Raw genomic sequence first — 23,760 nt, 5'->3', positions numbered from 1 at the left:
AGGAGATCCCATGAGCAGACCAGCCAATCCCGTTACCGTGCCGCTTGCGGATTACTCACCGCAGCATTTCCTGCTCGCCGCGGTCGACGGCGTTGCGACGGTCACGCTCAACCGTCCCGAACGAAAGAATCCGCTGACGTTCGAGAGCTATCGGGAACTGACCGACTTCTTCCGCGCCTGCGCCTTCGACGACGCGGTCAAGTCCATCGTCGTGACGGGTGCCGGCGGCAATTTCTCGTCCGGCGGCGACGTGTTCGAGATCATCGGCCCGCTGGTGAAGATGGACACCAAGGGTCTGACCGCCTTCACGCGCATGACCGGCGACCTCGTCAAGGCGATGCGGGCCTGTCCGCAGCCGATCGTAGCCGCGGTCGAAGGTATCTGTGCCGGGGCCGGAGCGATCATCGCGATGGCGTCTGATATGCGCCTTGCGGCGAGCGGGGCCAAGGTGGCGTTCCTGTTCAACAAGGTGGGGTTGGCCGGCTGCGACATGGGCGCTTGCGCCATCCTGCCGCGGATCATCGGGCAGTCCCGCGCCTCCGAGCTGCTCTACACCGGCCGGTTCATGACGGCGGAAGAGGGCGAGCGCTGGGGCTTCTTCAGCCGCATCGTCACGCCAGAGCAGGTGCTGCCCCAGGCGCAGGTTCTGGCCAAGCAGGTCGCGGAAGGCCCGACCTTCGCCAACACCATGACCAAGCGGATGCTGGCCATGGAATGGGCGATGTCGGTGGAGGAGGCGATCGAGGCGGAGGCCGTGGCTCAAGCCCTGTGCATGACAACGGCGGATTTCGAGCGCGCCTTCGAGGCTTTCGCCAACAAGGTCAAACCGGTCTTCAGGGGCGACTGAGCCGGTCGCAATTATCTGCAGCCAATCCAGCGAATAGGGGGACTTGCGGGAGATTATTTTAGGCTTAAAATAATTTGATTGCCGCCTGCGTGAGATGAAGTTCGCCAATCGCGCGGTGATGTCGCCGATGCGCATGTATTCGGGTTCCGCGACCGGCAGGATCTCGAGGAGCTGATAATTAAGGCTAAGCCCAAGACACGGGCCGAGCTCAAGGCGGAGGTGACAAAGCCGCTTGCGGCGGAGTGACCGCCCGTGCGACGTTAACCCATTGCCTGCGGTTCGAGTGGAGTTAGGGCGATGAAGGCGATTATCGTCGGTGGCGGTATCGGTGGTCTCACGACGGCTTTGATGTTCCGCTCGCGCGGCCTGGATTGCGAGATCTTCGAGCAGGCCGACACCATTCGCGAGCTAGGCGTCGGCATCAACACGCTGCCGCATGCCATGCGCGAGCTGGCCGGCCTCGGCCTGTTGCAGAAGCTCGACGAGGTCGCGATCCGCACCGATCAGCTCTACTATCTCAACCGCCATGGCCAGGAGGTCTGGCGCGAAGCTCGCGGCATCGACGCCGGCCACGACGTGCCGCAATTCTCGATCCATCGCGGCCGCCTTCAGGGCGTTATCCATCGCGCCGTTGAGGAGCGGTTGGGCCGCGAGGCGATCCACACCGGCTGCCGGCTCGGCGCCTTCACGCAGGACGAGGGCGGCGTCACTGCTTACTTCTTCGATCGCGCCGGCACCCATGTCCACACCGCGCGCGGCGATATCCTGATCGGCGCCGACGGCATTCACTCTCGCGTCCGCGAGACGCTGTTTCCGAACGAAGGGCCGCCGTGCTGGAACGGCCTCATGCTGTGGCGCGGTGCGCGCGACTGGCCGCTGTTTCTCACCGGAAAATCGATGATCGTGGCCGGCGGTCTCAATGCCAAGGTGGTGATCTATCCGATCGCGGAAGGATCGAGCCCGGCGAGCCGCCTGACCAATTGGGCGGTGCTGGTGAAGGTGGGCGAGGGCAACGCGCCGCCGCCGCGGAAGGAAGACTGGTCGCGGCCGGGCCGCCGCGAGGAGCTGATGCCGCACGTGGCACGCTTCTCGGTGCCCTATATCGACGTGAAGAGCCTGATCTCGGCAACGCCCGAATTCTACGAATATCCGACCTGCGACCGCGATCCCTTGCCCTATTGGTCATCGGGTCGGGTCACGCTGCTCGGCGACGCTGCGCATCCCATGTATCCGGTGGGGTCGAACGGCGCCTCGCAGGCTATTCTCGACGCGCGCTGTCTTGCGGATGTGCTGGTGCGCGCCGAACACCCGCGTCAGGCCTTGCTCGAATACGAGAAGAAGCGTCTGCCGATGACGGCCGAGATCGTCCGCTCCAACCGGCGCGGCGGGCCGGAGGGCGTCATCGACGCCGTCGAGCAGCTCGCGCCCGACGGTTTCGACAATGTCGACAACGTTCTGAGCTATTCCCAGCGCGAGGCCATCGTGCGTGGCTATGCCACCAAGGCAGGCTTCGCCGCGGTGCCGGGACTCGCGGCGGTGCGCGCTTAAGACAGGCTGCTAGCCGCCGGGCGGCGGCGGCAGGAAGTGGATGTTGAACTCGGCGGCCATCGCCACGACGTCCTCGGGCTTCTGCTCCTTCATGTTGTGGAGACCCCAGAACAGGTCGAACAGCTTGCGGCTCGGCGAGACCCAGAACAGCACCTTGGCGGTCTGCTCCGACTTGTTGAAGATGCCGTGCGGCACGCCCATGCCGAGGCGGATCAGGTCGCCTGCACTGGCCTGCGCCTCCGAATTGCCCAGCATGAAATCGAGCTTGCCCTCCAGCATATAGAGATACTCATCCTGGTCGGGGTGAATGTGCGGCGGCACGAAGGTGCCCGGCGGTAGCGTCGCGTGCCAGGAGAAGCTGTTCTCCGCGTAGCTCTTCGGCACGTAGGTCTGGCCGAGGATGTTCCAGGAAATGCCCTGGATTCCTTCATTGGCCCGCGTGATGCCGGTGATTTCGCTCTTCATTGCAGTCCTCCCGTAGCGCGCTGCGCGGCTATTGTCAGAGCATGATCTTCATCGGAAATCCGCTGCGCACTTTGCGCTAGTGCGGCCCTTCGGGTCCGGATCATGCTCAGTTCGACGCCTTGCAGTCCTTGGCATAGCGGTCGCCGTAATTTTCGAAGACCTTCTGCACGATCTCGGTCTGGAACTTGCCGTCCGGACGCTTGGCGACCTTGGTCAGGTAGAAATCCTGGATCGGATAATTGTTGTTGTTGAACTTGAAGGCCCCGCGCAGCGAGGTGAAGTCGGCCTTCTTCAACGCGGCGCCAACGGCCTCCTTGTTGGAGAGATTGCCCTTCACGGCCTTGACTGCGCTGTCGATCAGCATCGCGGCATCATAGGCCTGGAAGGCGTAGGTGCCGGGAACGCTGTTGTACGCGGCCTCATAGGCGGCAACGAACTTCTTGTTCTGGGGATTGTCGAGATTGGGCGCCCAGTTCGCGCCACCGAACATGCCCACCGCCGCATCCTGCTGTGCCGGCAGGGTCGATTCATCGACCGTGAAGGCCGAGAGCACCGGAATAGTATCGGCGAGCCCGGCCTGCCGGTACTGCTTGACGAGATTGACGCCGAGGCCGCCCGGCATGAATGTGAACAGTGCATCGGGCTTCTGCGAGGAAATCTTGGAGAGCTCCGGCTGGAAATCCAACGTGTTCAGCGGCATGTAGGACTCTTCGACGATCTCGCCCTTGTAGTCCAGCTTGAAGCCCGCCACCGAATCCTTGCCAGCCTGATAGTTCGGCACCATCAGGTACATCCGCTTGTAGCCGCGGTCCTGCGCGACCTTGCCGAGGATCTCGTGCACCTGATCGTTCTGATACGAGGTCACATAGAAGAACGGGTTGCAATCCTTGCCGGCGAAGGTCGACGGACCGGCATTGGGGCTGATCAGGAAGGTTTTCGACTCCGTGATGGGCCGGTGGATGGCCTGCAGGATGTTAGAGAAGATCGGCCCGACCACGAAGTCGACCTTCTCACGTTCCAGAAGGCCCTTCACCTTGGTCACCGCAGCATCCGGCTTCAGCTCATCGTCGACGACGACGACCTCGACATCGCGGCCACCCATCTTGCTGCCGAGATCCTTCACGGCGAGCGCGAAGCCGTCGCGAACCTGCTGGCCCAGCGCTGCGGCGGGCCCCGATAGGGTCACCATCACACCCAGCTTGATTTTTTCCTGGGCGAGGGCAGGGGTCACCACGGTGCCGAGTAGCATCGCAGCTGCGGCCAAGGTCATTTTCGTCTTCATGATCTGTCCCTCGTGACGATTGGCTTGCGCTGCAAGCCACGTACTTCAATCCAAAGCTTATGCCGATGACGGCGGTCCCGGCAAGCCGAGCGCGGGGCGTCGCATCCTGCGAGCAGCGATGCATGCAAGCTGCGCGCCAATTATTTGAAGCTTAAAGAAACTGGCGTGCGGTCGATTGTTGCAGCTTTGGACTTGCGGCCGACGCGGATTTATTTGAAGCTCAAAACGTTGGGGAATCCGTGCCCGCGCCATGGCCGGCCGTGAGTGACTGCATCGACATGCTCGATTCCGAGACCAAGGTTGTCGAAACACCGGAGGACCACGCCGAAGAGCTTCGGCTGTGGCTGCGGCTCTTGACGTGCACGACGCTGATCGAGGGCGAGGTGCGCGGCCGGCTGCGGCAGCGGTTCGACGTCACGTTGCCGCGTTTCGACCTGATGGCACAGCTCGACAAGGCGCCTGACGGCATGACCCTGTCAGATGTCTCCAAGCGCATGATGGTCTCGAACGGCAATGTGACCGGGCTCGTGGAGCGCCTGGTGGAATCAGGCCATCTCGACCGGCGGACCTCAGACACCGATCGCCGCGTCCAGGTGATCCGGCTGACCAAGCTCGGGCGTGCCGAGTTCCGCAGGATGGCCGCCGAGCACGAGACCTGGATCGCCGATCTGTTCGCCGATCTCTCCCCGAAGGATGTGCGCGAATTGATGCGCCTCCTCGCCAAGACCAAGGCGTCCGCGCAGAAATCGGCCGCCCGCCGCCGGCCGTAGCCTGCGGGCGCGACAGCCCGACACCCTTTGCCGCATGAAAAAGCACGGGATGCCCAAAATCCCCTATTGCGCCGAATTGCTTTAAGCCTAAAATGTTTTCCAGATCGTGCTGCCGGGTGCAATCCATGCTGAAAGGAGCGTGCGATGGCCAACGCCGCCAAGATTCAAGGGACGGGCTCGTCTGACGGCAGCGCCGCGACGGCCCATGTCGATACGTTCGCGCGGCAACATCTGCCGCCGCGCGAGCTCTGGCCCGAATTCATCTTCACGCGGCCGGAGCTGAACTATCCGCCGCGACTGAACTGCGTCAGCTATTTCCTCGATCGCTGGGTCGAGCAGGGCCATGGCGATGCCCCTTGCGTCATCAGCCCGGCCGTCAGCTACACCTATCGCGAGCTGCAGGCGCTGGTGAACCGCATCGCCAATGTGCTGGTTGGCAAGCTCGGCCTCGTCACCGGCGGGCGTGTGCTGCTGCGCTCGGCCAACAATCCGATGATGGTTGCGACCTATCTCGCGGTGATCAAGGCCGGTGGAATCTGCGTGGCGACGATGCCGCTGTTGCGCGCCAAGGAGCTGTCCTATCCGATCCAGAAGGCGGAGATCCCGCTGGCGCTGTGCGACGGAAAGCTCGCCGAGGAGATGGAGAAGGCGAAAGCTGCTGCGCCCGGTCTCGAGCGGGTCGTCTATTGGGGCAATGGCGCGGCGGATTCGCTGGAAGCGTTGATCGCCGATGTCAGCCCGGAGTTCGAGGCGGTCGATACCGCCGCCGACGACATCTGCCTGATCGCCTTCACCTCGGGCACGACCGGCGATCCCAAGGGCACCATGCATTTCCATCGCGACATGCTCGCGGTCTGTGACGGCTATGCGCGCAACATTCTGCGCGCCGAGCAAAACGATCGCTTTATCGGCTCGGCGCCGCTCGCCTTCACCTTCGGCTTCGGCGGCGTGCTGTTTCCGATGCATATCGGCGCCTCCTTCGTTGTGCTGGAGAAGACGACGCCGGACGACATTCTGAATGCGATCGAGCAGTACAAGACCACGGTCTGCTTCACGGCGCCGACCGCATACCGCGCCATGCTTGGCAAGCTCGCAGGCCGCGACATTTCTTCGCTCCGCAAATGCGTCTCTGCGGGCGAGACCCTTCCCAAGCCGACATTCGATGCCTGGCTTAAGGCGACCGGGATCAAGCTGATGGACGGCATCGGCTCGACCGAGATGCTGCACATCTTCATCAGCGCGACCGAGGACGAGATCCGCCCCGGCGCCACCGGCAAGCCCGTGCCGGGCTATGAAGCCAAGATCGTCGATGACGAGGGCCGCGACGTGCCGCCCGGAACGATGGGCTTTCTCGCCGTGCGCGGGCCGACCGGCTGCCGCTATCTGGCCGACGAGCGGCAGCGGAAATACGTCCAGAACGGCTGGAACATCACCGGCGACACCTATTTGATGGATAGCGACGGCTATTTCTGGTACCAGTCGCGCTCCGACGACATGATCGTGTCGGCTGGCTACAACATCGCAGGAACTGACGTCGAAGCGGCACTGCTCACGCATCCGGCGGTCGCCGAGTGCGGTGTGGTCGGTGCGCCCGACGAGGCGCGGGGCATGATCGTCAAAGCCTATGTCGTTGCCGCGCCCGGCGTGACCCCTGACGCTCAGCTGGTGGCCGAGTTGCAAGAGCACGTCAAACGCGAGATCGCGCCGTATAAATATCCGCGCGCCATCGAGTTCGTCGCGCAATTGCCGAAGACCGAGACCGGCAAGCTGAAGCGCTTTGCCCTGCGGCAGCTGGCGCAGGCTGCAGTGACGTCCTCAGGCGTCGCCGCGGAATGAGAGAAGGATAGAGAATTGTCTGTGACGACGCCGAAAAGCCCGCAACTCGCGGTCCTGCCGACCGCAGCCGAGGATGGAACGCGCACCAAGGCGCAGATCCTGCAGCCGTCAGGCTGGCCGCTGCCGAAGGGCTATGCCAACGGCATGGCTGCCGAAGGACGCATCGTCGTCACCGGCGGGGTGATCGGCTGGGACGCCGAGGAGCGTCTCGCCGACGGCTTCGTCGCGCAGGTGCGCCAGACCCTGGACAACATCGCAGCGATCCTGGCCGAGGCCGGTGCCCGGCCCGAGCACCTCGTGCGCCTGACCTGGTACGTCGTCGACATGGACGAGTACCTGGCCAATCTGAAGGAGCTCGGCAGGATCTACCGCGACGTCTTCGGAACGCACTATCCAGCGATGGCCTTGGTTCAGGTCGTCCGCCTCGTCGAGAAGGCGGCGCGCGTCGAGATCGAAGCCACCGCCGTCATTCCGAGCTGAACTCCGCGGCGATCAGCTCGCTTTGGCGAGCTCGTCGTCTTCGGGCGAGTTGAGATAGACGCCGGATATGGTGTCGACCCAGCAGAGATGATCGTGCACCTTCTTCACGCCCTCGACGTTCTCTGCGGCGACGATCGCGGCCTGTCGAGCGCGCTCTTCGGTGATGACGCCGCTGAGATGAACGATACCGTCGCGCACGATGACGTTCAGCCCGAACGGGCACCAGTCGTTCTTCTCCATGGTGTCGATGACGCGGCTGCGAATGTGGTCGTCGTCCGCGGTCGGATCCGGCACTTCGCGGGCGAGCCCGGCCACGGCCTGTAACAGGTTGGCGCGGGACACGATTCCGACGACCTTGTCGCCGCGCACCACCGGCAGCCGCTTCACGTTGTTCCGCTCCATGAGATCGACGATCTCCGCAAGCGCCATATCCTCGGTGATGGTCACGGGCAGGTCGGTCATCACTTCCGAGACCTTGCGGCCGTGCTCATGGACGAAGTCGCTGGCGGATTTGCCCGGACCGAGGATGAACCGCAGCCAGCGCCCGCGCTTGCGCCCGATGCCGATCTCGCTGCGGCGGATGAAATCTCCCTCCGACACCACGCCGACCAGCTTGCCGGTAGCGTCGACCACCGTGAGGCCGCTCACATGTCGCTTCAGCATGATATTGGCCGCCTCGACGATGCTGGTGTCGGGGGTGACCGAGATGACCGACCGGGTCATGATCTGGTGGGCGCGCATGGACAAACTCCGCTGGCATGTCAATTTCAATGGACAAAGCCTAGTGAATCCATCGGGGTGCGGTTTGACTCAGGTCAAGCGGAGAAAGCTTGCCTTGATTGACCGATTTTGATCCGTGCCGCGATTTGATGCAGCTCAACGCGCACTGGAAGCGTCGCCATATCCTGCCGCAGGCGTAGAACAGAAGCCCGCAGGAACAATGAGCCATGAGCGTCGTGAAGATCTTCCCGCGGGCCGAAGCGCCGCTGCAAGCTCCCGCTATCAGGCCGGCTGCCGGGATTTCCGAAAGGGTCGCAGGCACGCCGGCTGAATGCACTTGCCCGCAAACAACGGATTCGTATCCACTCGATCGCGCGTTTCATGCCATGCTGGCGCGGTTCACGGGCGGAATCTCGCCTGTTGCCTTGTCGCTCGCCTGGCTCGACTGGGGCGCGCATCTTGCGGCGGCGCCTCAGCACCAGATGGAGCTCTTCCGCAATATCTTCCGCGACTCAGGCCGCTTCCTGGAAGCTGCCGCTCACGCGACATCGCAGGAACCATGGTCCGTCATTCGGCCGCAGGCGCGGGATCGCCGCTTCAAGGACCGGCAATGGGAAGCCGCGCCGTTCAATCTGCTTGCGCAGGCGTTTCTGCTCACCGAGCGCTGGTGGCACGATGCCACGACCGGCATACGCGGCGTGTCGCACGCAAATGAGGGCATCGTCGAGTTCTCGATGCGCCAGATGCTCGACATGCTGGCGCCCTCGAACTTCGCCGCCACCAATCCGCAGGTGCTGGAAAAAGCGTTCCAAAGCGGCGGGGAGAACTTCGTGTTCGGCTGGCAGAACTGGTGCAGCGACCTGATGCGCCTGCTCTCCGGCTCGAAGCTGGCCGGCGAGGATCAGTTCGTCGTTGGCAAGACGGTGGCGGCTTCGCCCGGCAAGGTCGTCTACCGCAACAGCCTGATCGAGCTGATCCAGTACCATCCGACGACTGCGCAGGTGCGGCCGGAGCCGATTCTGATCGTGCCGGCCTGGATCATGAAGTACTACATCCTCGATCTGTCGCCGCAGAATTCCCTGGTCAAATACCTGACCGCTCAGGGCTTCACCGTCTTCGCGATCTCCTGGCGCAATCCGGATGCGAACGATCGGGATGTTGCCTTCGACGACTACCGCAAGCTGGGCGTGATGGCCGCGCTGGACATGATCGGGCAGATCGTGCCGGGCCGGAAGATCCATGCGCTCGGCTATTGCCTTGGCGGGACGTTGCTGTCGATTGCCGCGGCGGCCATGGCGCGGGACGGCGATAGCCGTCTCGGCACCGTCACGCTTCTCGCCGCACAAACCGATTTCACGGAGGCCGGCGAACTGACGCTCTTCATCAACGAGAGCCAGGTTGCCTTCCTCGAAGACATGATGTGGCAGCGCGGTTATCTCGACACGACACAGATGGCGGGCGCGTTCCAGCTCCTGCGCTCCAACGAGCTGATCTGGTCGCGGCTCTCGCGTGATTATCTGATGGGCGACGGCTCGCCACCGAGCGACCTGATGGCCTGGAATGCCGACGCCACGCGGCTACCCTATCGCATGCACTCGGAGTATCTGCGTAAGCTGTTCCTGAACGACGATCTGGCGGAAGGTCGCTATCGGGTCGAATGCCGGAGCGTCTCGCTGTCCGACATTCACACACCGATGTTCGTGGTCGGCACGCTCGCCGATCACGTGGCGCCCTGGCGATCCGTCTACAAGATCCATTATCAGGTCGATGCCGACGTAACGTTCCTGTTGACCAGCGGCGGTCACAATGCCGGTGTCGTGGCGCCTCCGCAGGAGGAGGGCCACTTTTATCAGGTGCTGACCAAGGCTGCCGATGCGCCCTATATCGGTGCGGATGAATGGCTGAAGCTGGCCCCGCGCCTCGAGGGCTCATGGTGGCCGGAATGGACCACTTGGCTGGCGGCACGTTCCGGCGCGCCCTGCGATCCGCCGCAGATCGGACTTGGCGACGCCCTCGGCCTGCCGGATGCGCCGGGGGACTACGTCCACACCTAAGCCTCCGGCTCCGATCTCGGCGTGAGATCCGAGGAGCGGAACGGTTTGGCCTTGTCCAATTTGCGATAGGCCGTTGACGCCTTCCGCAACAACTTCTTCTCGCGTTTGCGGTTGAGGAAGCGACGGCTGGCATCGATTGCGGCGCCATTCAACGAGGCCGCCAGTGCCTGTCCGCGCGCATCGTCGTTCAATTGACCGAGCGAGCGTTGTGCCTTGCGCAATTGCTTGAGGATGGACTTCTGTTTCGTCGCCACCCCATCGGCGAACAGATCCGCAAGCGACTCGACCGAGTAGGTCATCCGTTTGTTGAGGAGCCGCAGCTTGTGACGTCTCTCGACATCGAGCTTCTTCAGCTTACGGGCCTTCTTGAGCAGCGTCGTCTCCCACTCGGTCAGCCGCTCCGTCGCATGGTCGGCGAGGGTGCAGCGGCGCAACCGGATCGCTTCCTTGCTGCGGCGGGTCGACCAGGGGCCGCTTTCGATCCACGTCGAGGTTTGCTCGACCAGGCGGCGATACCGCGCCGATTGCAGCGCACGCGCCAGCAGCCGATGGCTCTCCGCGCGTTTCTCGTCCCAGCGCTGAAGCTCGGCGACCACGGCGAGCTCGTCGCTACTCTCTGCGACGATCCGCTCGATGGCCACGTCGAGGTCCCGCACCATGCCGAGCTGACTGTTCAGCCATTTCAGTTCGGCCCAGACTTCCGGTCGCAGCGCATCGTCGACCATCGGTGAAAAGAAGCGGATGGCAGTCCGCAGATGAGTCAGTGCGATCCGGATCTGGTGCAGCGCATCCGGATCGCCGCGGCAGGTGCCGTCGTGCTGAGCGATCACCGCGCCGAGGTGTCGGCGGGCGATGATGCGGAAGGCCGTGTCGCAGGCCATGCCGGGGCTGAGGCGGGCGGGCAGCGCATTGCGCCGCGTCGCCGGCTTGGCTTCCCCAGTCGCTATCGAGCGCGTGGTGGGTCGCGACTTCCTTGCCCGCATCAGTCTGATTGCCTTGTTTGCCCCTCAGCGATGACGTTCCGGCAGTTCTGAAGCGTCTGCTCCTGTGTCCCGGATGCATCGATGGTCGCCCAGCCGACATGGCCGATATTATAGTGCTCTTGCAGCGCGGCAACCTCCGGCGTGGCGTCCGATGCGTCTCCTCGGCGGCTGCCGATGCGCGCTTGCCGGGTTGCAAGGTCTGCGACGAGGAACAGCCCGTCCAACGTCACGTTGCACTCGCGCGCCAGCGCGGCGATCGCATCGCGTTCGTCCTCGCGCGCGAATACGCCGTCGACGATCGCCGAATGGCCCTGCGCCAGCACCCGCCGGGCCTGCTGCACCAGCGTGTCATAGGCGCAGGCCGTGACCTCCGGCGTATAGGCTGAAGGCGGCAAGCGGTGGGTGTCTTCGACCCCGAACATCTGCTTGCGGACGAGATCGCTGCGCAGCACGACGGCGCCCGGCTCCGGTGCCACGACCGGCGCGAGCGCGTGCGCCAGGGCGGTCTTTCCGGTGCCGGACAGTCCGCCGACCGCAATCAGACGCGGAGCAGGAGGACGGATCAGCGTCCCGGCGAGGTCGAAATAACGCCGTGCCTGGTCGACGATGCCGGGATCGTCGGAGTGCGGCGGTTTCAGTCGCGCCAGCGCCACCTGGGCGCGGATCGCCGCCCGGATCGACATGAACAGCGGCAAGGTCGAGAGCGCGTCGAGATTGTCGGCCGGAGTCGCAGTGAGATAGCGGTTCAGCACCATGTTTGCCGCGCTCGGCTGGTGGTGCTGCAACAGGTCCATCAGCGTGAATGCGAGATCGTAGAGCACGTCGACCGTCGCCATCTGCGCGTCGAACTCGATCGCGTCGAACAGCACCGGTCGATCATCGATCAGAACGATGTTTGCCAGATGCAGATCGCCGTGGCAGCGGCGCACGAAGCCCCGGCGGCCGCGCTCTGCGAGGAGGGGACGAATACGCAGATAGGCCGCATGCGAAGCCTTGCCGAGTTGCTCGATTTCGTCTGCGCCGACATGGCCGCCGGCCCGCAGACCATTCGTGTTGCCGTCGATCAGGCCCGGAATGGAGGAGACCCATGCCTTTCCGTCGGCGCGCGTCGCCGCCGCATGCGAAGCCGCGATTGCGTCAGCGGCGGCCGAGGCAAGCTTCGCGTCCAGCGGTCCCGCCTCGGCCAGATGATCCAACGTCCTGCTTTCGTCGAAGCGCGACATGTCGACCGCATACTCGATCGGCCGGCCGGCGCCCTCGACCTTCACCGATCCATCCGGCTCTTCCGTGATCGCCACAACGCCATGGTAGATCTGCGGCGCCAGGGGCCGGTTGATCCGGATCTCCTCCTCGCAGGCCGCCTTGCGCTTTTCGAGCGTCGAATAGTCGAGGAAGGGAAACCGGACGGCGCGCTTGATCTTCAGCGCACGCTTTGCGTCCAGGAACACCGAGGCGGCATGCGTGTCGATGCGCATCACGCCGGGATGGTCGGTCAGCATCCGAAAGATGCGCTCCTGAGCCGCCGTGTCATCCTTCATCGAAGCGGACATGGCAAGCACCATCAGGGCGTCAGCACGGCCGCGCCGAGGATCTGGCCATTCCGCAGCATGGTCAGGACCTCATTGGCCTGATCGAGCGGAAACGCCGTCGTCTCGGTGCGCACGCCGGCTTGCGGCGCGACCTTGAGAAAATCGAGGCCATCCTGCCGGGTCAGATTGGCGACCGAGACCAGCTGCCGTTCCTGCCACAGCAAATCATACGGAAAGCTTGGAATGTCGGTCATGTGGATGCCGGCGCAGACGACGCGACCGCCTTTGCGCACGGCGCGCAACGCCGCCGGGACCAGCTCGCCGGCTGGCGCGTAGATGATCGCGGCGTCGAGCGGCTCGTCGGGCACCTGGTCCGATGACCCCGCCCAGACAGCGCCGAGACGGCGGGCAAGATCTTGCGCAGCGGCATCGCCGGCCCGCGTGAATGCATGGACGGAGCGTCCCTGCCAAGCCGCGACTTGCGCAATGATGTGGCCGGCCGCGCCGAAGCCATAGAGACCGAGCCTCTCGGCGGGGCCGGCCAGGACCAGCGAGCGCCAGCCGATCAACCCCGCGCACAGCAGGGGCGCAATCTCCACGTCGCTGCCGGACTCGCCGAGCGGAAAAGCGTAACGTGCGTCGGCGATGGTGTGGGTCGCGTAGCCGCCGTCGCGCGTGTAGCCGGTGAACAGCGGTGCATCACAGAGGTTTTCCATACCCTCGCGGCAGAAGCGGCATTTTCCGCAGGTGAAGCCGAGCCAGGGAATGCCGACCCGGTCACCATGCGCATGTGTCGTCACATTCGCACCGATGAGGTCGACCCGGCCGACGATCTCGTGGCCAGGCACGATCGGATAGCGGATGCCGGGCAGCTCGGCATCGACGAGATGAAGATCGGTCCGACATACACCGCAGGCGCTGATTTTCACCCGGATCTGACCCTCGCCCGGCATCGGGTCGGACCGCTCCTCCATCCGGAGCCGCGCTCGTGGGGCCGGCAACACCATCGCACGCATGTCTGTCTCCGGGGCGAACCGCTCCGACTGAACTATTCATAGAACGGCCGAGTGGCCAGTCCTTGACGTCAGTCAACGCCTGTTTCCCGGGCTGATCGGACGGAGTTTCCCCCGGTCTTGACGCGGATCAACGGTCTCGACGACAGCCCGCCTATCATGGTGGCTCAGGAGAATTCCGATGCCCATCAAGGATGTGTTTCTGCCCCTTGTCGGCCAGCCGCGCGGGCCAGCCCTGGTTGCGATCGAGAAATGCGTTTCTGTCGCCGCCGATCTCGGCGCCAGGATCACCGCGCTCGCGCTCGAGGAAGATGTTTTCGAGCGACCGAAGGTGATGCTGCCTGACGATCGCGAATTCGCGCAGGCCAGCCTCGAGGCGAGCGACATGCAGCAGCTGCTGAATGCCTTCACCGATGCGGCTTGCTGCGCCAACGTCCGCGCCCAGAGCCGGTCGGGCAAGGTGCCTGCGGATCAGATCGGAGCGATCCTGGCCGAGCACGCCCGCTTCAGCGACCTCACGCTGGTTCCCGTGAAACCGCATGACAGTCGAACGGAGACCATCGTGGAGGCGTTGTTGTTCGAATCCGGCCGGCCGCTTCTGCTCTGTCCCGAACATCGCGCCGAAGAGCTCCGGCCCGAGTTCGAGAACGTCGTGATTGCCTGGGATCATTCGGCACGGGCCGCGCGCGCGGTCGGCGATGCGTTGCCTGTCCTTCAGGCTGCCAGTTCGGTGCGTGTGCTGACCGTGGCGGAGGACAAGACGGACGCGGTCGTCCAGTCCGGAACATCACTCGTCGACCATTTGCGGGAACACGGCGTCTTTGCCTCGTTCGAAACCACGAAGGGGGGCGGCCGCTCGACCGGCAAAGTATTGGGAAGCTGGGCGAATTCCCATGGCATCGATGCCGTCGTGATGGGCGCCTACCATCATTGCGCCTGAACGAGATCGTATGGGGCGGTGTGACAAAGACCGTCATCGGCCAGCCACCATGCTGGGTTATGATCTCGCACTAGGCGTCTTCTTCCAGCCGGATCGTCCAATCATCGGAACCGCCGCTGGCGCGGCGCATTTGTTTTCATGTCGACTTATCGTCTGAACAACCTGCTGTCGCCGCGCTCGGTTGCGCTCGTCGGCGCGAGCGCGCGTCCGGCGTCCGTTGGACGCGCGGTCCTGGAAAACATTCGGAAAGCGGGATTCAAGGGGCGGTTTGGCCTCGTCAATCCGCGCCACGCCGAGATCGGCGGCCTCGCCGCGGTGAAGAGCCTGGACAGGCTGGACTTCGTGCCCGAGCTCGTCGTCGTCACCGCGCCCGCGGGCGAGATTCCGGGCATCGTCGAGCAGGCCGGCCGTCGCGGGTCTGCGGGTGCGCTGATCGTCTCGGCCGGGCTCGGCCAGGGACCGGGATCGCTGCACGAGGCGACCCGCGCTGCCGCCCGCAAACACGGCATGCGGCTGATCGGGCCGAATTGCCTCGGCATCATGATGCCGGGCGTCAGCCTGAATGCCAGTTTCGCTGCGCACATGCCGGGGTCCGGCAACCTCGCGCTGATCTCGCAATCGGGCGCCATTGCCGCCGGCATGGTGGATTGGGCTGCGCAGCGCGGCGTCGGCTTCTCCGGCATCGTCTCGATCGGCGATCAGATCGACGTTGACATTGCCGATCTGCTCGACCATTTCGCGATGGATCACAAGACCCGCGCGATCCTGCTCTACATCGAGGCGATCAAGGACGCGCGCAAGTTCATGTCGGCGGCGCGCGCGGCCGCGCGGGTGAAGCCCGTCGTCGTGGTGAAGTCCGGCCGCATGGCGCAGGGTGCGAAGGCCGCTGCGACGCATACCGGGGCGCTCGCCGGTGCCGACGCCGTCTATGACGCGGCGTTCCGCCGCGCGGGCGTGCTGCGGGTGTCCGACCTGCGCGAGCTGTTCGACTGTGCCGAGACACTCGGCCGCGTCGAATCGCCGACCGGAAAGCGTCTCGCCATCCTGACCAATGGCGGCGGCATCGGCGTCCTCGCCGTCGATCGATTGGTCGAGCTCGGCGGTATTCCGGCGACGATCTCGACTGATGCGCACAGGAAGCTCGATGCGGCGCTGCCGCCGACTTGGTCGGGTGCAAACCCCGTCGACATCGTGGGCGACGCCGATGCTGCGCGCTACGCAGCGGCGCTGGAGGAACTGCTGGCCGATCGCGACAACGACGCAGTCCTCGTCCTCAATGTGCAGACCGCGATCGCATCGGCCGCCGAGATCGCCAAGACCGTGACGGAGCTCGTGGCTAAGTATCGCGAGCAGCACCGGCGATGGGCAAAGCCCGTGCTGGCGGCCTGGGTCGGGGCCGATCAGCACATCATCCAGGCACTCTCCAGCGCCGGCGTGCCGAACTATCCGACCGAGGACGACGCCGTGCGCGGCTTCATGCATCTGGTCCGGCACCGCGAGGTGGTGGAGGAGCTGACCCAGGTGCCTCCCGCGATGCCCGACACGTTCGTTCCGGATGCGAGGGGGGCGAGAGAGATCGTCACCGCCGCGATCGCGGATGGCCGCCAGTGGCTCGAACCCGTCGAGATCAAGCACCTGCTCGAAGCCTACGATATCGCGATGGTGCCGACCTGTGCGGCAGCCGATGTCGAGCAGGCGGTAGCCTATGCAAAGGACATCTTCGCGCAAGGCGGCACCGTCGTGCTGAAGATCATGTCGCGCGACATCACCCACAAATCCGACGTCGGCGGCGTCGTGCTCAATCTGACGTCGCCGGAGGCCGTCCGTGCGGCGGCGACGGACATTCTTGCGCGAGCGCGGAAGCTGCGGCCCGAGGCGCGCATCGGCGGCGTCATCGTCCAAGCCATGGTCGTCAAGGCAAAGGCGCGCGAGCTGATCCTCGGCCTTGCCGACGATCCGACCTTCGGCACGGTGGTGGTTTTCGGCCGCGGCGGCACGGCGGTGGAGATCATCAACGACAAGGCGCTGGCGCTGCCGCCGCTCGATCTGCAACTGGCCCGCGATCTGATCGACCGCACGCGCGTGTCGCGGCTGCTGAAGGCCTATCGGGACGTGCCGGCGGTGAAGCACGACGCCGTCGCCATGGTGCTGGTCAAGCTGGCGCAGATGGCGGCCGACATTCCCGAGATCCGCGAATTCGACATCAACCCGCTGCTGGCCGACGAAACCGGCGTGACCGCGGTGGATGCCCGCGTCGCGGTCGGGCCGCCACAGCGGAAGTTCGCCGGCTCCGGCCCGGCCAATTTCGCCGTTCGCGCCTATCCATCGCAATGGGAGCGCCGCCTCAAGCTCAAGGAGGACTGGCGCATCTTCGTGCGGCCCATGCGCCCCGAGGACGAGCCGACCATCCACGAATTCCTGCGTCACGTCACGGCGCACGACCTTCGCCTGCGCTTCTTCGCCCCGATGAAGGAGTTCACCCACGAATTCATCGCACGCCTGACCCAGCTCGACTATGCGCGCGCGATGGCCTTCATCGCATTCGAGGAGGCCAGCGGCGAAATGGTCGGCGTGGTCCGGCTCCATTCCGACTCGATCTACGAGACCGGCGAATACGCGATCCTGCTGCGGTCCGACCTCAAGGGCAGGGGACTCGGCTGGGCCCTCATGCAGCTGATCATCGACTACGCGCGGTCGGAAGGATTGAAGACCATATCGGGCGACGTGCTGCAGGAGAATACCGTAATGCTCGACATGTGCCGGCAGCTCGGCTTCGAGGTCAAGCCGGACCCGGCCGAGCCTGAGATCTGCGACGTCAGGCTCAAGCTCTGAGCGTGTCGGCTACGATTGCGCCTCGGCCGAACTGGCATCATTGGACGACCTGGCCGTCGTCCGCAGAGTCTTGATGATGATTGCGATCAGCGGCAGCAGCACCGGCACGATCGTGCTCAGCGGGTGGTGCACCGCGCCCGACACCTGGGCCTGGAGCGCACGGGCCTCGAGCTGGAGGGCTTCGATGGAGGTGTCGTGAATTTCGTTGGCGAGTTCGATGTCACGCCCCGACGGAGCGCGGCCGGCGATCAGGAAGAGAGCGACCGCAATGACGAAATTGACGGCACCGAGGATGGCAGCCGCGGCAATCGCGCTCCAGATCTGCACCAGTGCGAAATAGGCCGACAGCTCCAGCATCAGCAGCCCGAACGCGGCGATCAGCGCCGCGAAGGCGCGCAGGCCGAGGCCGATCAGCAAGTGGCGCAGCCTGATGTCCGCGATGATCCTGTCGGTGCGCCACAGCACGCGCAGATGTTTGACGACATTCTCGGTATTCACCTAGTGTCTCCTCAGCATGAAGCCAACAACCACGCCCAGCGCGAAGGCGGAGGCGAGCGAAGTGACCGGACGCTCCGCAACGAGGCCCTGGAGCTCCCCCTCTTGTTCGACGGTCTCGCCGAGCTCGGCGAGTGCGGCCCTGATCTGATCGGCCAGCGCTTCGGTGCGAGCTTTCGAGCTCTCGAACATCTCCTCGCCGGCGGTGCTCAACAGGCGCGTGACGTCGACCTTCAGCGCGCGCAATTCCTCGCTCATCCTGTCACTGTCGAGCATGGATTCGGTGCCCTCATTAAATTCGAACGAGCCTAAGACCAGCCCGTGCGATCGCGCTTGATTTGCGTCAAGAGGCGGAGCCCGTTCGGGGTCTTGAGACAGGTCAATCCGGCCGCCACATGCTGGCCTAGAAATGCCGGCTGAATGGGGACCGATTGTCCCGATGAGGTGGAAAGCGTGAACCACGAACCGCTGCTGCACGCGACGCCGTCCGGCGACGTGCTGAAATTGCGCCCCGAGGGGCCCTGGACCGCCGCGAACGTGGTGACGCTCGAGACCTTGTCCCGCTCGGTCGGGGCCGACGTCGATCGTTCGCGCGTCGTATCCTTGGACATGTCGGGGATCAGCGCGCTCGATACGCTCGGCGCCTGGGTCCTGGAGAAGCTGTCGCGCAGGGCCGCCTCGTCAGGCAGGCCAGCCGAATTCGTCGGCGTCGCCGATCATTTCAGCGGGCTGATGGACGAGGTGCGCCAGGTCAACCGCCGCACGCCGGCTCCGGCGGCCGCGCCCAATCCGGTTCTGGCGCGGCTGGGTGATCTCGGCAAGTCCGCGGTCGGGGCGCGGGAGGACATCACGATCTTCCTCCAGATGCTCGGCGCCTTGTTCATGGCCGTCATCGGCGTGCTGCGCCGGCCGCGTTCGCTGCGGCTGACCTCTCTGGTGTATCAGCTCTACCGCATCGGGTGGCAGGCGATCCCCATCGTCACGCTGATCACCTTCCTGATTGGCGCCATCATCGCGCAGCAGGGCTTCTTCCACTTCCGTAGATTCGGCGCGGAATCATACACGGTCGACATGGTCGGCATCCTGGTGCTGCGCGAGCTCGGCGTGCTGATCGTCGCCATCATGGTCGCGGGACGGTCGGGGAGCGCCTACACGGCCGAGCTCGGCTCGATGAAGATGCGCGAGGAGATCGACGCGCTCTCGACCATGGGGCTCGATCCGGTCGACGTCCTGATCCTGCCGCGCGTTGCGGCCCTGGTCGTTGCGCTGCCCATCCTCACTTTCATCGGATCGATCGCCGCGCTCTATGGCGGCGGGCTGGTCGCGCAGTTCTATGGCGACATGGGGCCGGCGATCTACATCGCGCGCCTGCACGAGGCCATTTCCGTCGCCCATTTCGAAGTCGGCATTCTGAAGGCGCCGTTCATGGCGCTGGTGATCGGGATCGTGGCCTGCAGCGAGGGATTGCGCGTCAAGGGCAGCGCGGAGTCGCTTGGGCGGCAGACCACGACGTCGGTGGTGAAATCGATCTTCCTGGTGATCGTGCTCGACGGCCTGTTCGCGATCTTCTTTGCCTCGATCGGAATGTGACAATGGAAGAATCGCAAGACCAGTTCGCGATCCGCGTCCGTGACCTCGTGGTCGGCTTCGGCCGTCAAACCGTGCTCGACCATTTGTCGCTCGACGTCCGCCGCGGCGAGATCCTCGGGCTGGTGGGCGCATCCGGCGGCGGAAAGTCGGTCTTGATGCGGACCATCATCGGCCTTATCCCGCGCCGGAGCGGGACCATCGAGGTCATGGGACAAGCCGGCGGAAGCCACGGCCGCGGCGCTGCGATGGCATGGGGCATCCTGTTTCAGCAGGGCGCGCTGTTCTCCTCCTTGACGGTGCGCCAGAACGTCCAGTTTCCCTTGCGCGAAAATCTGGTCCTGTCGCTGGAGCTGATGGACGAGATCGCGATCGCCAAGCTCGAGATGGTCGGCCTGCGCGCCGAGGACGCCGACAAATATCCGGCGGAGCTGTCCGGCGGCATGACCAAGCGCGTGGCGCTGGCGCGCGCGCTCGCGCTCGATCCGCCGATCCTTTTCCTGGACGAGCCGACCTCGGGCCTCGACCCCATCGCCGCCGGCGAGTTCGACACGCTGATCAAGACGCTGCAAAAGACCCTGGAGCTCACCGTGTTCATGGTGACCCATGACCTTGCGAGCCTGACCACGGTCTGCGACCGCGTCGCCGCGCTCGCCGACGGCAAGATCGTGGCGATCGGCCCGATGCGCGAATTGCTGCAATCCGAGCATCCCTGGGTGCGCGCCTATTTCCACGGTAAGCGCTCGCAGATGCTGCAACACGAGATGAGATGAGAGATGGAAACCCGCGCTCCCTATGTGCTGATCGGCAGTTTCGTGCTGGCCGCGATCGTCGCGGTGTTCGGCTTCGTCTATTGGCTGAACAACACCGGCGGCATCGGGCCGCGCACCAGCTACCACGTGCAATTCCAGGGGCCGGTGCCCGGCCTGCTGGTCGGCGCCGGCGTGCTGTTCAACGGCATTCGCGTCGGAGAGGTGACCCAGCTCGGACTCGCGCCTGATAACCCGCGCTTCGTCAATGCGACGATCTCGGTTGCCACCGCGACGCCGGTGCGTGCCGACACCAAGGTCGGCCTCGAATTCCAGGGCCTGACCGGCGTTCCCGTGGTGACATTGGAGGGGGGCGTGATCGTCGCCAAGTCGGGCGAGCTGCCGACCTTGATCGCGGAGGCCGGTGCAGGCCAGAGCATGACGCAGGCGGCGCGCGATGCGCTGCGGCGGGTCGACACGGTGCTTCAGGACAATTCCGGCCCGCTGAAGGACACCATTGCCAATTTCAAGACCTTCTCCGACGGGCTCGCGCGCAACACCGGCAAGATCGACGGCATCCTGGCAGGCCTCGACAAGATGACCGGCGGCGGCACGCCCGCGCAGAAGGTCACCTACGACCTGCGCACGCCGCAGAATCTCGGGCCGGCCGGCAAGACGCTATCGGCCTCACTGGCCATTCCCGAGCCGACGGCGGTGGCGATGCTGCAGACCCAGCGCATGCTGTTCGCGCCTAGCGGCGACAGGCCGGGCTTTGCGGACTTCCTCTGGGCTGACAGCATTCCGAAACTGGTGCAGGCGCGCCTGATCGACAGTTTCGAGAACTACGACATCGCCCACGCCCCGCTGCGCACGACGGATCTCGGGCCGGCGGACTACCAGCTCCTGCTCGACATCCGGCGCTTTCGGATCGCGACGGATGGGGAGGCTCGGGCCGAGATCGGACTGTCGGCTCGGATCGTCGACAAGAATGGCAAGGTGATCGCATCGCGCCTCATCGAGGCCAGCGAAAAGCTCGACAAGGTCGAACCGGCCGCTTCAGTCGCCGCCTTCGATGCCGCCTTCGCGCGCATCGCCAAGGAGCTGATCGGATGGACCGTGCAGGCGGTGTGAGGGGCGACTATTCCAGCGTCTTCAGGTAGGACAGCAGGTCGTGGATCTGGTCCGGGCTGAGTTCGAAGGCCGGCATGTCGGCATGTCCGGTGGAGATCCCCTCGGCCAGCGCCTCGCCAAGGCTGTTGATCGGATAGCGCCGATGCAGGGTGCGTAGCGGAGGCGCGATCTCCAGCGGGCTCTTGGAGGCGCGGTCGATCGCGTGACAGCGTGCGCAATTGTCTCGGGCGAAAGCCTTGCCGCGTTGTTCGGCGGCCGGGGCCGCGAGCGCAGGCGTGATCAGAAGCAGCCCAATCAGGCCGTGACGCAGTGCTCTTTGCAGCATGGAATCATCCCGTCGAACCGTGGACGCAGAATAAGAGCGGGATGCCAGCCAAATTTGATCTGGGTCAATCGGCTGCGGCACGGTGCAGTAAAATGCAGCCGCGCGGTGGACTCGGCCTGACGTCGGGAGCGGCCGGCGTGGGGAGCGATGGATGAGGCCTTCCGTGGTCACGAGTGAGCCGAACGGACATCATTGCGACGATTGTGCCGTGCGTGGAGCGGCGGTCTGCTCGTCGCTCGATGCAGCCGAACTCCGGGAGTTCGAGCATCTCGGCCGCCGCGTCCATTTCGATTCGGGCGAGACCGTGTTTTCCGAGGAGGACATCACGACCTCGTTCTACAACGTCCTCGAAGGCGTCATGCGGCTGTACAAGCTGCTGCCTGACGGCCGGCGGCAGATCGTCGGCTTTGCCTTGCCCGGTGACTTCCTCGGGATGAATCTGTCCGGCCGGCACAATTTTTCGGCCGATGCGATCGGCGTGGTGAAAGTGTGCCAATTCCCAAAAGGGCCTTTCGGCCGTTTCATCGAAGACCGGCCGCAATTGCTCAGGCGCATCAACGAACTGGCCATTCGCGAGTTGAGCCAGGCGCGCGACCATATGGTCCTGCTCGGACGCCGCTCGGCCGACGAGAAGGTCGCGACCTTTCTGCTCGGCTGGCGCGAGCGGCTCGTCGCGCTCAACGGTCCGTCCGACATGGTCGCGCTTCCGATGAGCCGTCAGGACATCGCGGATTATCTCGGCCTGACCATCGAGACCGTCAGCCGCACTTTTACCAAGCTTGAGCGTCTCGGCGTGATCGAGATCATTCACGGCGGCATCAGCCTGCTCGATCCGGCCCGTGTCGAGGCCATGGCCGCAGCCTGACCTCCCGTCCACGGCGTCTTCGGCAGAATTTGATCCCGATCAATGACGCCGGCCATGCTCCGCAAAATACTGCCGGACACAAATCCGGGAGGGGATGATGCCTGCTGACGCGTTGCTCGTGACCGTTTTCGTCGTCGCGATCTTTGTGGTGTTCGCCGCAGTTCTGGCCTGGGCTGACCGGCAAACCAGGGCGGGCCGGCTTGATCCGGATTCCAGGCACTGAAGCCTTCTGCAGGTCCAGGTCCAAGTCCAGGTCCAGGTCCAAGTCCAAGTCCAAGTCCAGGTTTAGGTCCGAGTCCGGCGCGCCAGGGCCGATGCTCGCCTGGGCGGGCGCCCCCCGTCGGCAGCGTTTCGACGCAATCACGGTTTGCGTAATCCGCAACTCTGCGTCGAAGAGGACGCATCGCCGCAGCTTTTGGCTGCTGACTTCCTCGTTACGGGCCTTTTCGTGGCATTTGCCTCAAATCGCGCGCGTGCTTTCCGGTTGAAATGCCTGGTAACGTTGACTACGCAGGAACTCAGTGCCTCGTAGTCTTAGGAGCCCCGCGGCGTGCCTCAGGACAAGACCGGCGATCCCCGACAACCGGCGGGCAACAAACTATCGGTCCTGCGCAAGCACCCGATCTTCGCGGATCTGGAGCCGGAAGCGCTCGATCAACTCTGCCGCTACGCCAAGCACACCACCGTCAAGCGTGGCGCGACGATCGCCGCCAAGGGCGATCCCGGCAACAGCCTGTTCGCGGTGATCGCGGGGACAGTCAAGATTTCCTCCTCATCGCCTGATGGGCGGAACGCTATTCTCAATCTGATCGGCCCCGGAGAAATCTTCGGCGAGATCGCCGTGCTCGACGGCGCGCCCAGGTCGGCGGATGCGACCGCAAATACCAATTGCGAGCTCTACGTCATCGATCGCCGGGACTTCCTGCCGTTCGTGAAGAGCCAGCCGGCGCTGGCGATGAAGTTCATCGAGCTGCTGTGCGCGCGTCTGCGCTGGACCAGTCAGCAGGTCGAGCAGGTGATCCTGCAGAATCTGCCGGGCCGGCTTGCCAGTGCACTGCTCGGTCTCACCGAAGAGCGCAAGCTGGATTCCGGCAGCGGCACGCTCGCCATCACGCAGCAAGAGATCAGCGAGATGGTCGGGATGACGCGCGAGAGCATCAACAAGCAATTGCGCGCCTGGGCCGGCCGCAATTGGGTCCGCCTCGAGCACGGCGCCATCGTCGTGCTCGATACGGACGCGCTGCGCGAGCTCGCCGAGAGTGGCCTCGGCGGCGAGTGACGCCGTCGGCCTAACCGTCGATGCTGGCGA

At 64.6% G+C, this 23,760-nt stretch carries 22 protein-coding genes and 1 pseudogene; 14 read left to right on the top strand and 9 right to left on the bottom strand.

The features are described 5' to 3' along the window. The first annotated feature begins 10 nt into the window (after positions 1 to 10). Together I6F16_RS16935 and I6F16_RS16930 are read left to right on the top strand one after the other, a co-directional pair. Positions 11 to 847: an enoyl-CoA hydratase family protein gene (locus I6F16_RS16935; protein ID WP_036007565.1), complete on the top strand. Its 837-nt coding sequence runs from the start codon at positions 11 to 13 to the stop codon at positions 845 to 847. A gap of 297 nt (positions 848 to 1,144) precedes the next feature. After that, positions 1,145 to 2,395 carry a flavin-dependent oxidoreductase gene (locus I6F16_RS16930; RefSeq protein ID WP_036007562.1) on the top strand — a complete coding sequence of 417 codons (1,251 nt, stop codon included), beginning with the start codon at positions 1,145 to 1,147 and terminating at the stop codon, positions 2,393 to 2,395. 9 nt (positions 2,396 to 2,404) lie between these two features. On the opposite strand, the gene I6F16_RS16925 is transcribed toward I6F16_RS16930, so the two are convergent. Beyond that, positions 2,405 to 2,860, bottom strand: coding sequence for a cupin domain-containing protein (locus tag I6F16_RS16925; protein ID WP_036007559.1), 456 nt, complete (start codon positions 2,858 to 2,860; stop codon positions 2,405 to 2,407). A gap of 106 nt (positions 2,861 to 2,966) precedes the next feature. Continuing rightward, positions 2,967 to 4,142, bottom strand: coding sequence for an ABC transporter substrate-binding protein (locus I6F16_RS16920; protein ID WP_225111945.1), 1,176 nt, complete (start codon positions 4,140 to 4,142; stop codon positions 2,967 to 2,969). Between the two features lie 278 nt (positions 4,143 to 4,420). On the opposite strand from I6F16_RS16920, the gene I6F16_RS16915 reads away from it, so the two are divergent. The 3 genes from I6F16_RS16915 to I6F16_RS16905 all read left to right on the top strand — a co-directional run bounded on the left by I6F16_RS16915 (position 4,421) and on the right by I6F16_RS16905 (position 7,228). Further along, entirely contained in the window at positions 4,421 to 4,912 is a 492-nt protein-coding gene (locus tag I6F16_RS16915) for a MarR family transcriptional regulator (protein WP_036007554.1), read from the top strand. Between the two features lie 144 nt (positions 4,913 to 5,056). Next, positions 5,057 to 6,748 (top strand): benzoate-CoA ligase family protein, encoded by a 1,692-nt coding sequence (locus I6F16_RS16910; RefSeq protein ID WP_225173877.1) that lies wholly within the window; start codon positions 5,057 to 5,059, stop codon positions 6,746 to 6,748. A gap of 15 nt (positions 6,749 to 6,763) precedes the next feature. Then, entirely contained in the window at positions 6,764 to 7,228 is a 465-nt protein-coding gene (locus I6F16_RS16905; RefSeq protein WP_192893131.1) for a RidA family protein, read from the top strand. Between the two features lie 12 nt (positions 7,229 to 7,240). Here the strand turns inward: I6F16_RS16905 and I6F16_RS16900 are convergent, their stop codons facing one another. After that, entirely contained in the window at positions 7,241 to 7,969 is a 729-nt protein-coding gene (locus I6F16_RS16900) for a CBS domain-containing protein (protein ID WP_225173876.1), read from the bottom strand. Between the two features lie 206 nt (positions 7,970 to 8,175). On the opposite strand from I6F16_RS16900, the gene I6F16_RS16895 reads away from it, so the two are divergent. Then, entirely contained in the window at positions 8,176 to 10,002 is a 1,827-nt protein-coding gene (locus I6F16_RS16895; protein ID WP_225111943.1) for an alpha/beta fold hydrolase, read from the top strand. Here I6F16_RS16895 and I6F16_RS16890 read toward each other — a convergent pair. From I6F16_RS16890 to I6F16_RS16880, 3 genes are read right to left on the bottom strand one after another with little or no spacing between them, the layout of a single operon-like run. Then, positions 9,999 to 10,985 carry a CHAD domain-containing protein gene (locus tag I6F16_RS16890; protein WP_225111942.1) on the bottom strand — a complete coding sequence of 329 codons (987 nt, stop codon included), beginning with the start codon at positions 10,983 to 10,985 and terminating at the stop codon, positions 9,999 to 10,001. The two genes, I6F16_RS16895 and I6F16_RS16890, sit on opposite strands and share 4 nt — an antisense overlap. Next, positions 10,985 to 12,523: a bifunctional aminoglycoside phosphotransferase/ATP-binding protein gene (locus tag I6F16_RS16885; RefSeq protein ID WP_225112034.1), complete on the bottom strand. Its 1,539-nt coding sequence runs from the start codon at positions 12,521 to 12,523 to the stop codon at positions 10,985 to 10,987. The genes I6F16_RS16890 and I6F16_RS16885 overlap by 1 nt, the downstream gene beginning before the upstream one ends. A gap of 23 nt (positions 12,524 to 12,546) precedes the next feature. Further along, the gene (locus tag I6F16_RS16880) at positions 12,547 to 13,530 is read right to left on the bottom strand and encodes a zinc-dependent alcohol dehydrogenase family protein (protein WP_225111941.1); all 984 of its coding nucleotides are present in this window, start codon (positions 13,528 to 13,530) and stop codon (positions 12,547 to 12,549) included. Positions 13,531 to 13,708: 178 nt separating this feature from the next. Here I6F16_RS16880 and I6F16_RS16875 point away from each other — a divergent pair. Further along, positions 13,709 to 14,541, top strand: a pseudogene (locus tag I6F16_RS16875) (universal stress protein). A 64-nt stretch (positions 14,542 to 14,605) separates the two neighbouring features. Beyond that, positions 14,606 to 17,299, top strand: coding sequence for a bifunctional acetate--CoA ligase family protein/GNAT family N-acetyltransferase (locus I6F16_RS16870; RefSeq protein WP_225111939.1), 2,694 nt, complete (start codon positions 14,606 to 14,608; stop codon positions 17,297 to 17,299). A 9-nt stretch (positions 17,300 to 17,308) separates the two neighbouring features. On the opposite strand, the gene I6F16_RS16865 is transcribed toward I6F16_RS16870, so the two are convergent. Beyond that, positions 17,309 to 17,797, bottom strand: a complete 489-nt coding sequence (locus I6F16_RS16865; RefSeq protein ID WP_225111938.1) for a phage holin family protein — start codon at positions 17,795 to 17,797, stop codon at positions 17,309 to 17,311. After that, on the bottom strand, positions 17,798 to 18,070 hold the full coding sequence (locus I6F16_RS16860) for a hypothetical protein (RefSeq protein ID WP_225173875.1): 273 nt from the start codon (positions 18,068 to 18,070) through the stop codon (positions 17,798 to 17,800). It lies immediately after the preceding gene. A gap of 177 nt (positions 18,071 to 18,247) precedes the next feature. Here I6F16_RS16860 and I6F16_RS16855 point away from each other — a divergent pair, with 177 nt between their 5' ends. Genes I6F16_RS16855 through I6F16_RS16845 form a run of 3 tightly spaced genes read left to right on the top strand, consistent with a single transcriptional unit; the run spans position 18,248 to position 21,261 of the window. Beyond that, positions 18,248 to 19,384: an ABC transporter permease gene (locus tag I6F16_RS16855; protein ID WP_225111936.1), complete on the top strand. Its 1,137-nt coding sequence runs from the start codon at positions 18,248 to 18,250 to the stop codon at positions 19,382 to 19,384. Positions 19,385 to 19,386: 2 nt separating this feature from the next. Next, entirely contained in the window at positions 19,387 to 20,154 is a 768-nt protein-coding gene (locus tag I6F16_RS16850; RefSeq protein WP_225111935.1) for an ATP-binding cassette domain-containing protein, read from the top strand. Positions 20,155 to 20,157: 3 nt separating this feature from the next. After that, positions 20,158 to 21,261 carry an MlaD family protein gene (locus tag I6F16_RS16845; RefSeq protein ID WP_109143025.1) on the top strand — a complete coding sequence of 368 codons (1,104 nt, stop codon included), beginning with the start codon at positions 20,158 to 20,160 and terminating at the stop codon, positions 21,259 to 21,261. A 7-nt stretch (positions 21,262 to 21,268) separates the two neighbouring features. On the opposite strand, the gene I6F16_RS16840 is transcribed toward I6F16_RS16845, so the two are convergent. Next, complete coding sequence (locus I6F16_RS16840; protein WP_225111934.1) at positions 21,269 to 21,586, bottom strand: cytochrome c; 318 nt, start codon at positions 21,584 to 21,586, stop codon at positions 21,269 to 21,271. A gap of 151 nt (positions 21,587 to 21,737) precedes the next feature. Here I6F16_RS16840 and I6F16_RS16835 point away from each other — a divergent pair, with 151 nt between their 5' ends. The 3 genes from I6F16_RS16835 (at position 21,738) to I6F16_RS16830 (ending at position 23,730) form a co-directional block, all read left to right on the top strand. Beyond that, complete coding sequence (locus tag I6F16_RS16835) at positions 21,738 to 22,451, top strand: helix-turn-helix domain-containing protein (protein ID WP_225111933.1); 714 nt, start codon at positions 21,738 to 21,740, stop codon at positions 22,449 to 22,451. Between the two features lie 97 nt (positions 22,452 to 22,548). Continuing rightward, entirely contained in the window at positions 22,549 to 22,674 is a 126-nt protein-coding gene (locus tag I6F16_RS37995; protein WP_275970715.1) for a hypothetical protein, read from the top strand. Between the two features lie 327 nt (positions 22,675 to 23,001). After that, positions 23,002 to 23,730 carry a Crp/Fnr family transcriptional regulator gene (locus I6F16_RS16830; protein ID WP_036007486.1) on the top strand — a complete coding sequence of 243 codons (729 nt, stop codon included), beginning with the start codon at positions 23,002 to 23,004 and terminating at the stop codon, positions 23,728 to 23,730. Positions 23,731 to 23,760 lie beyond the last annotated feature (30 nt).

The sequence above is a fragment of the Bradyrhizobium sp. IC4060 genome (assembly GCF_020193715.1).
GTDB lineage: Bacteria > Pseudomonadota > Alphaproteobacteria > Rhizobiales > Xanthobacteraceae > Bradyrhizobium > Bradyrhizobium yuanmingense.
Note: the sequence above shows the minus strand (reverse complement) of the source record. Positions and strands in the feature narration are given on the sequence as shown.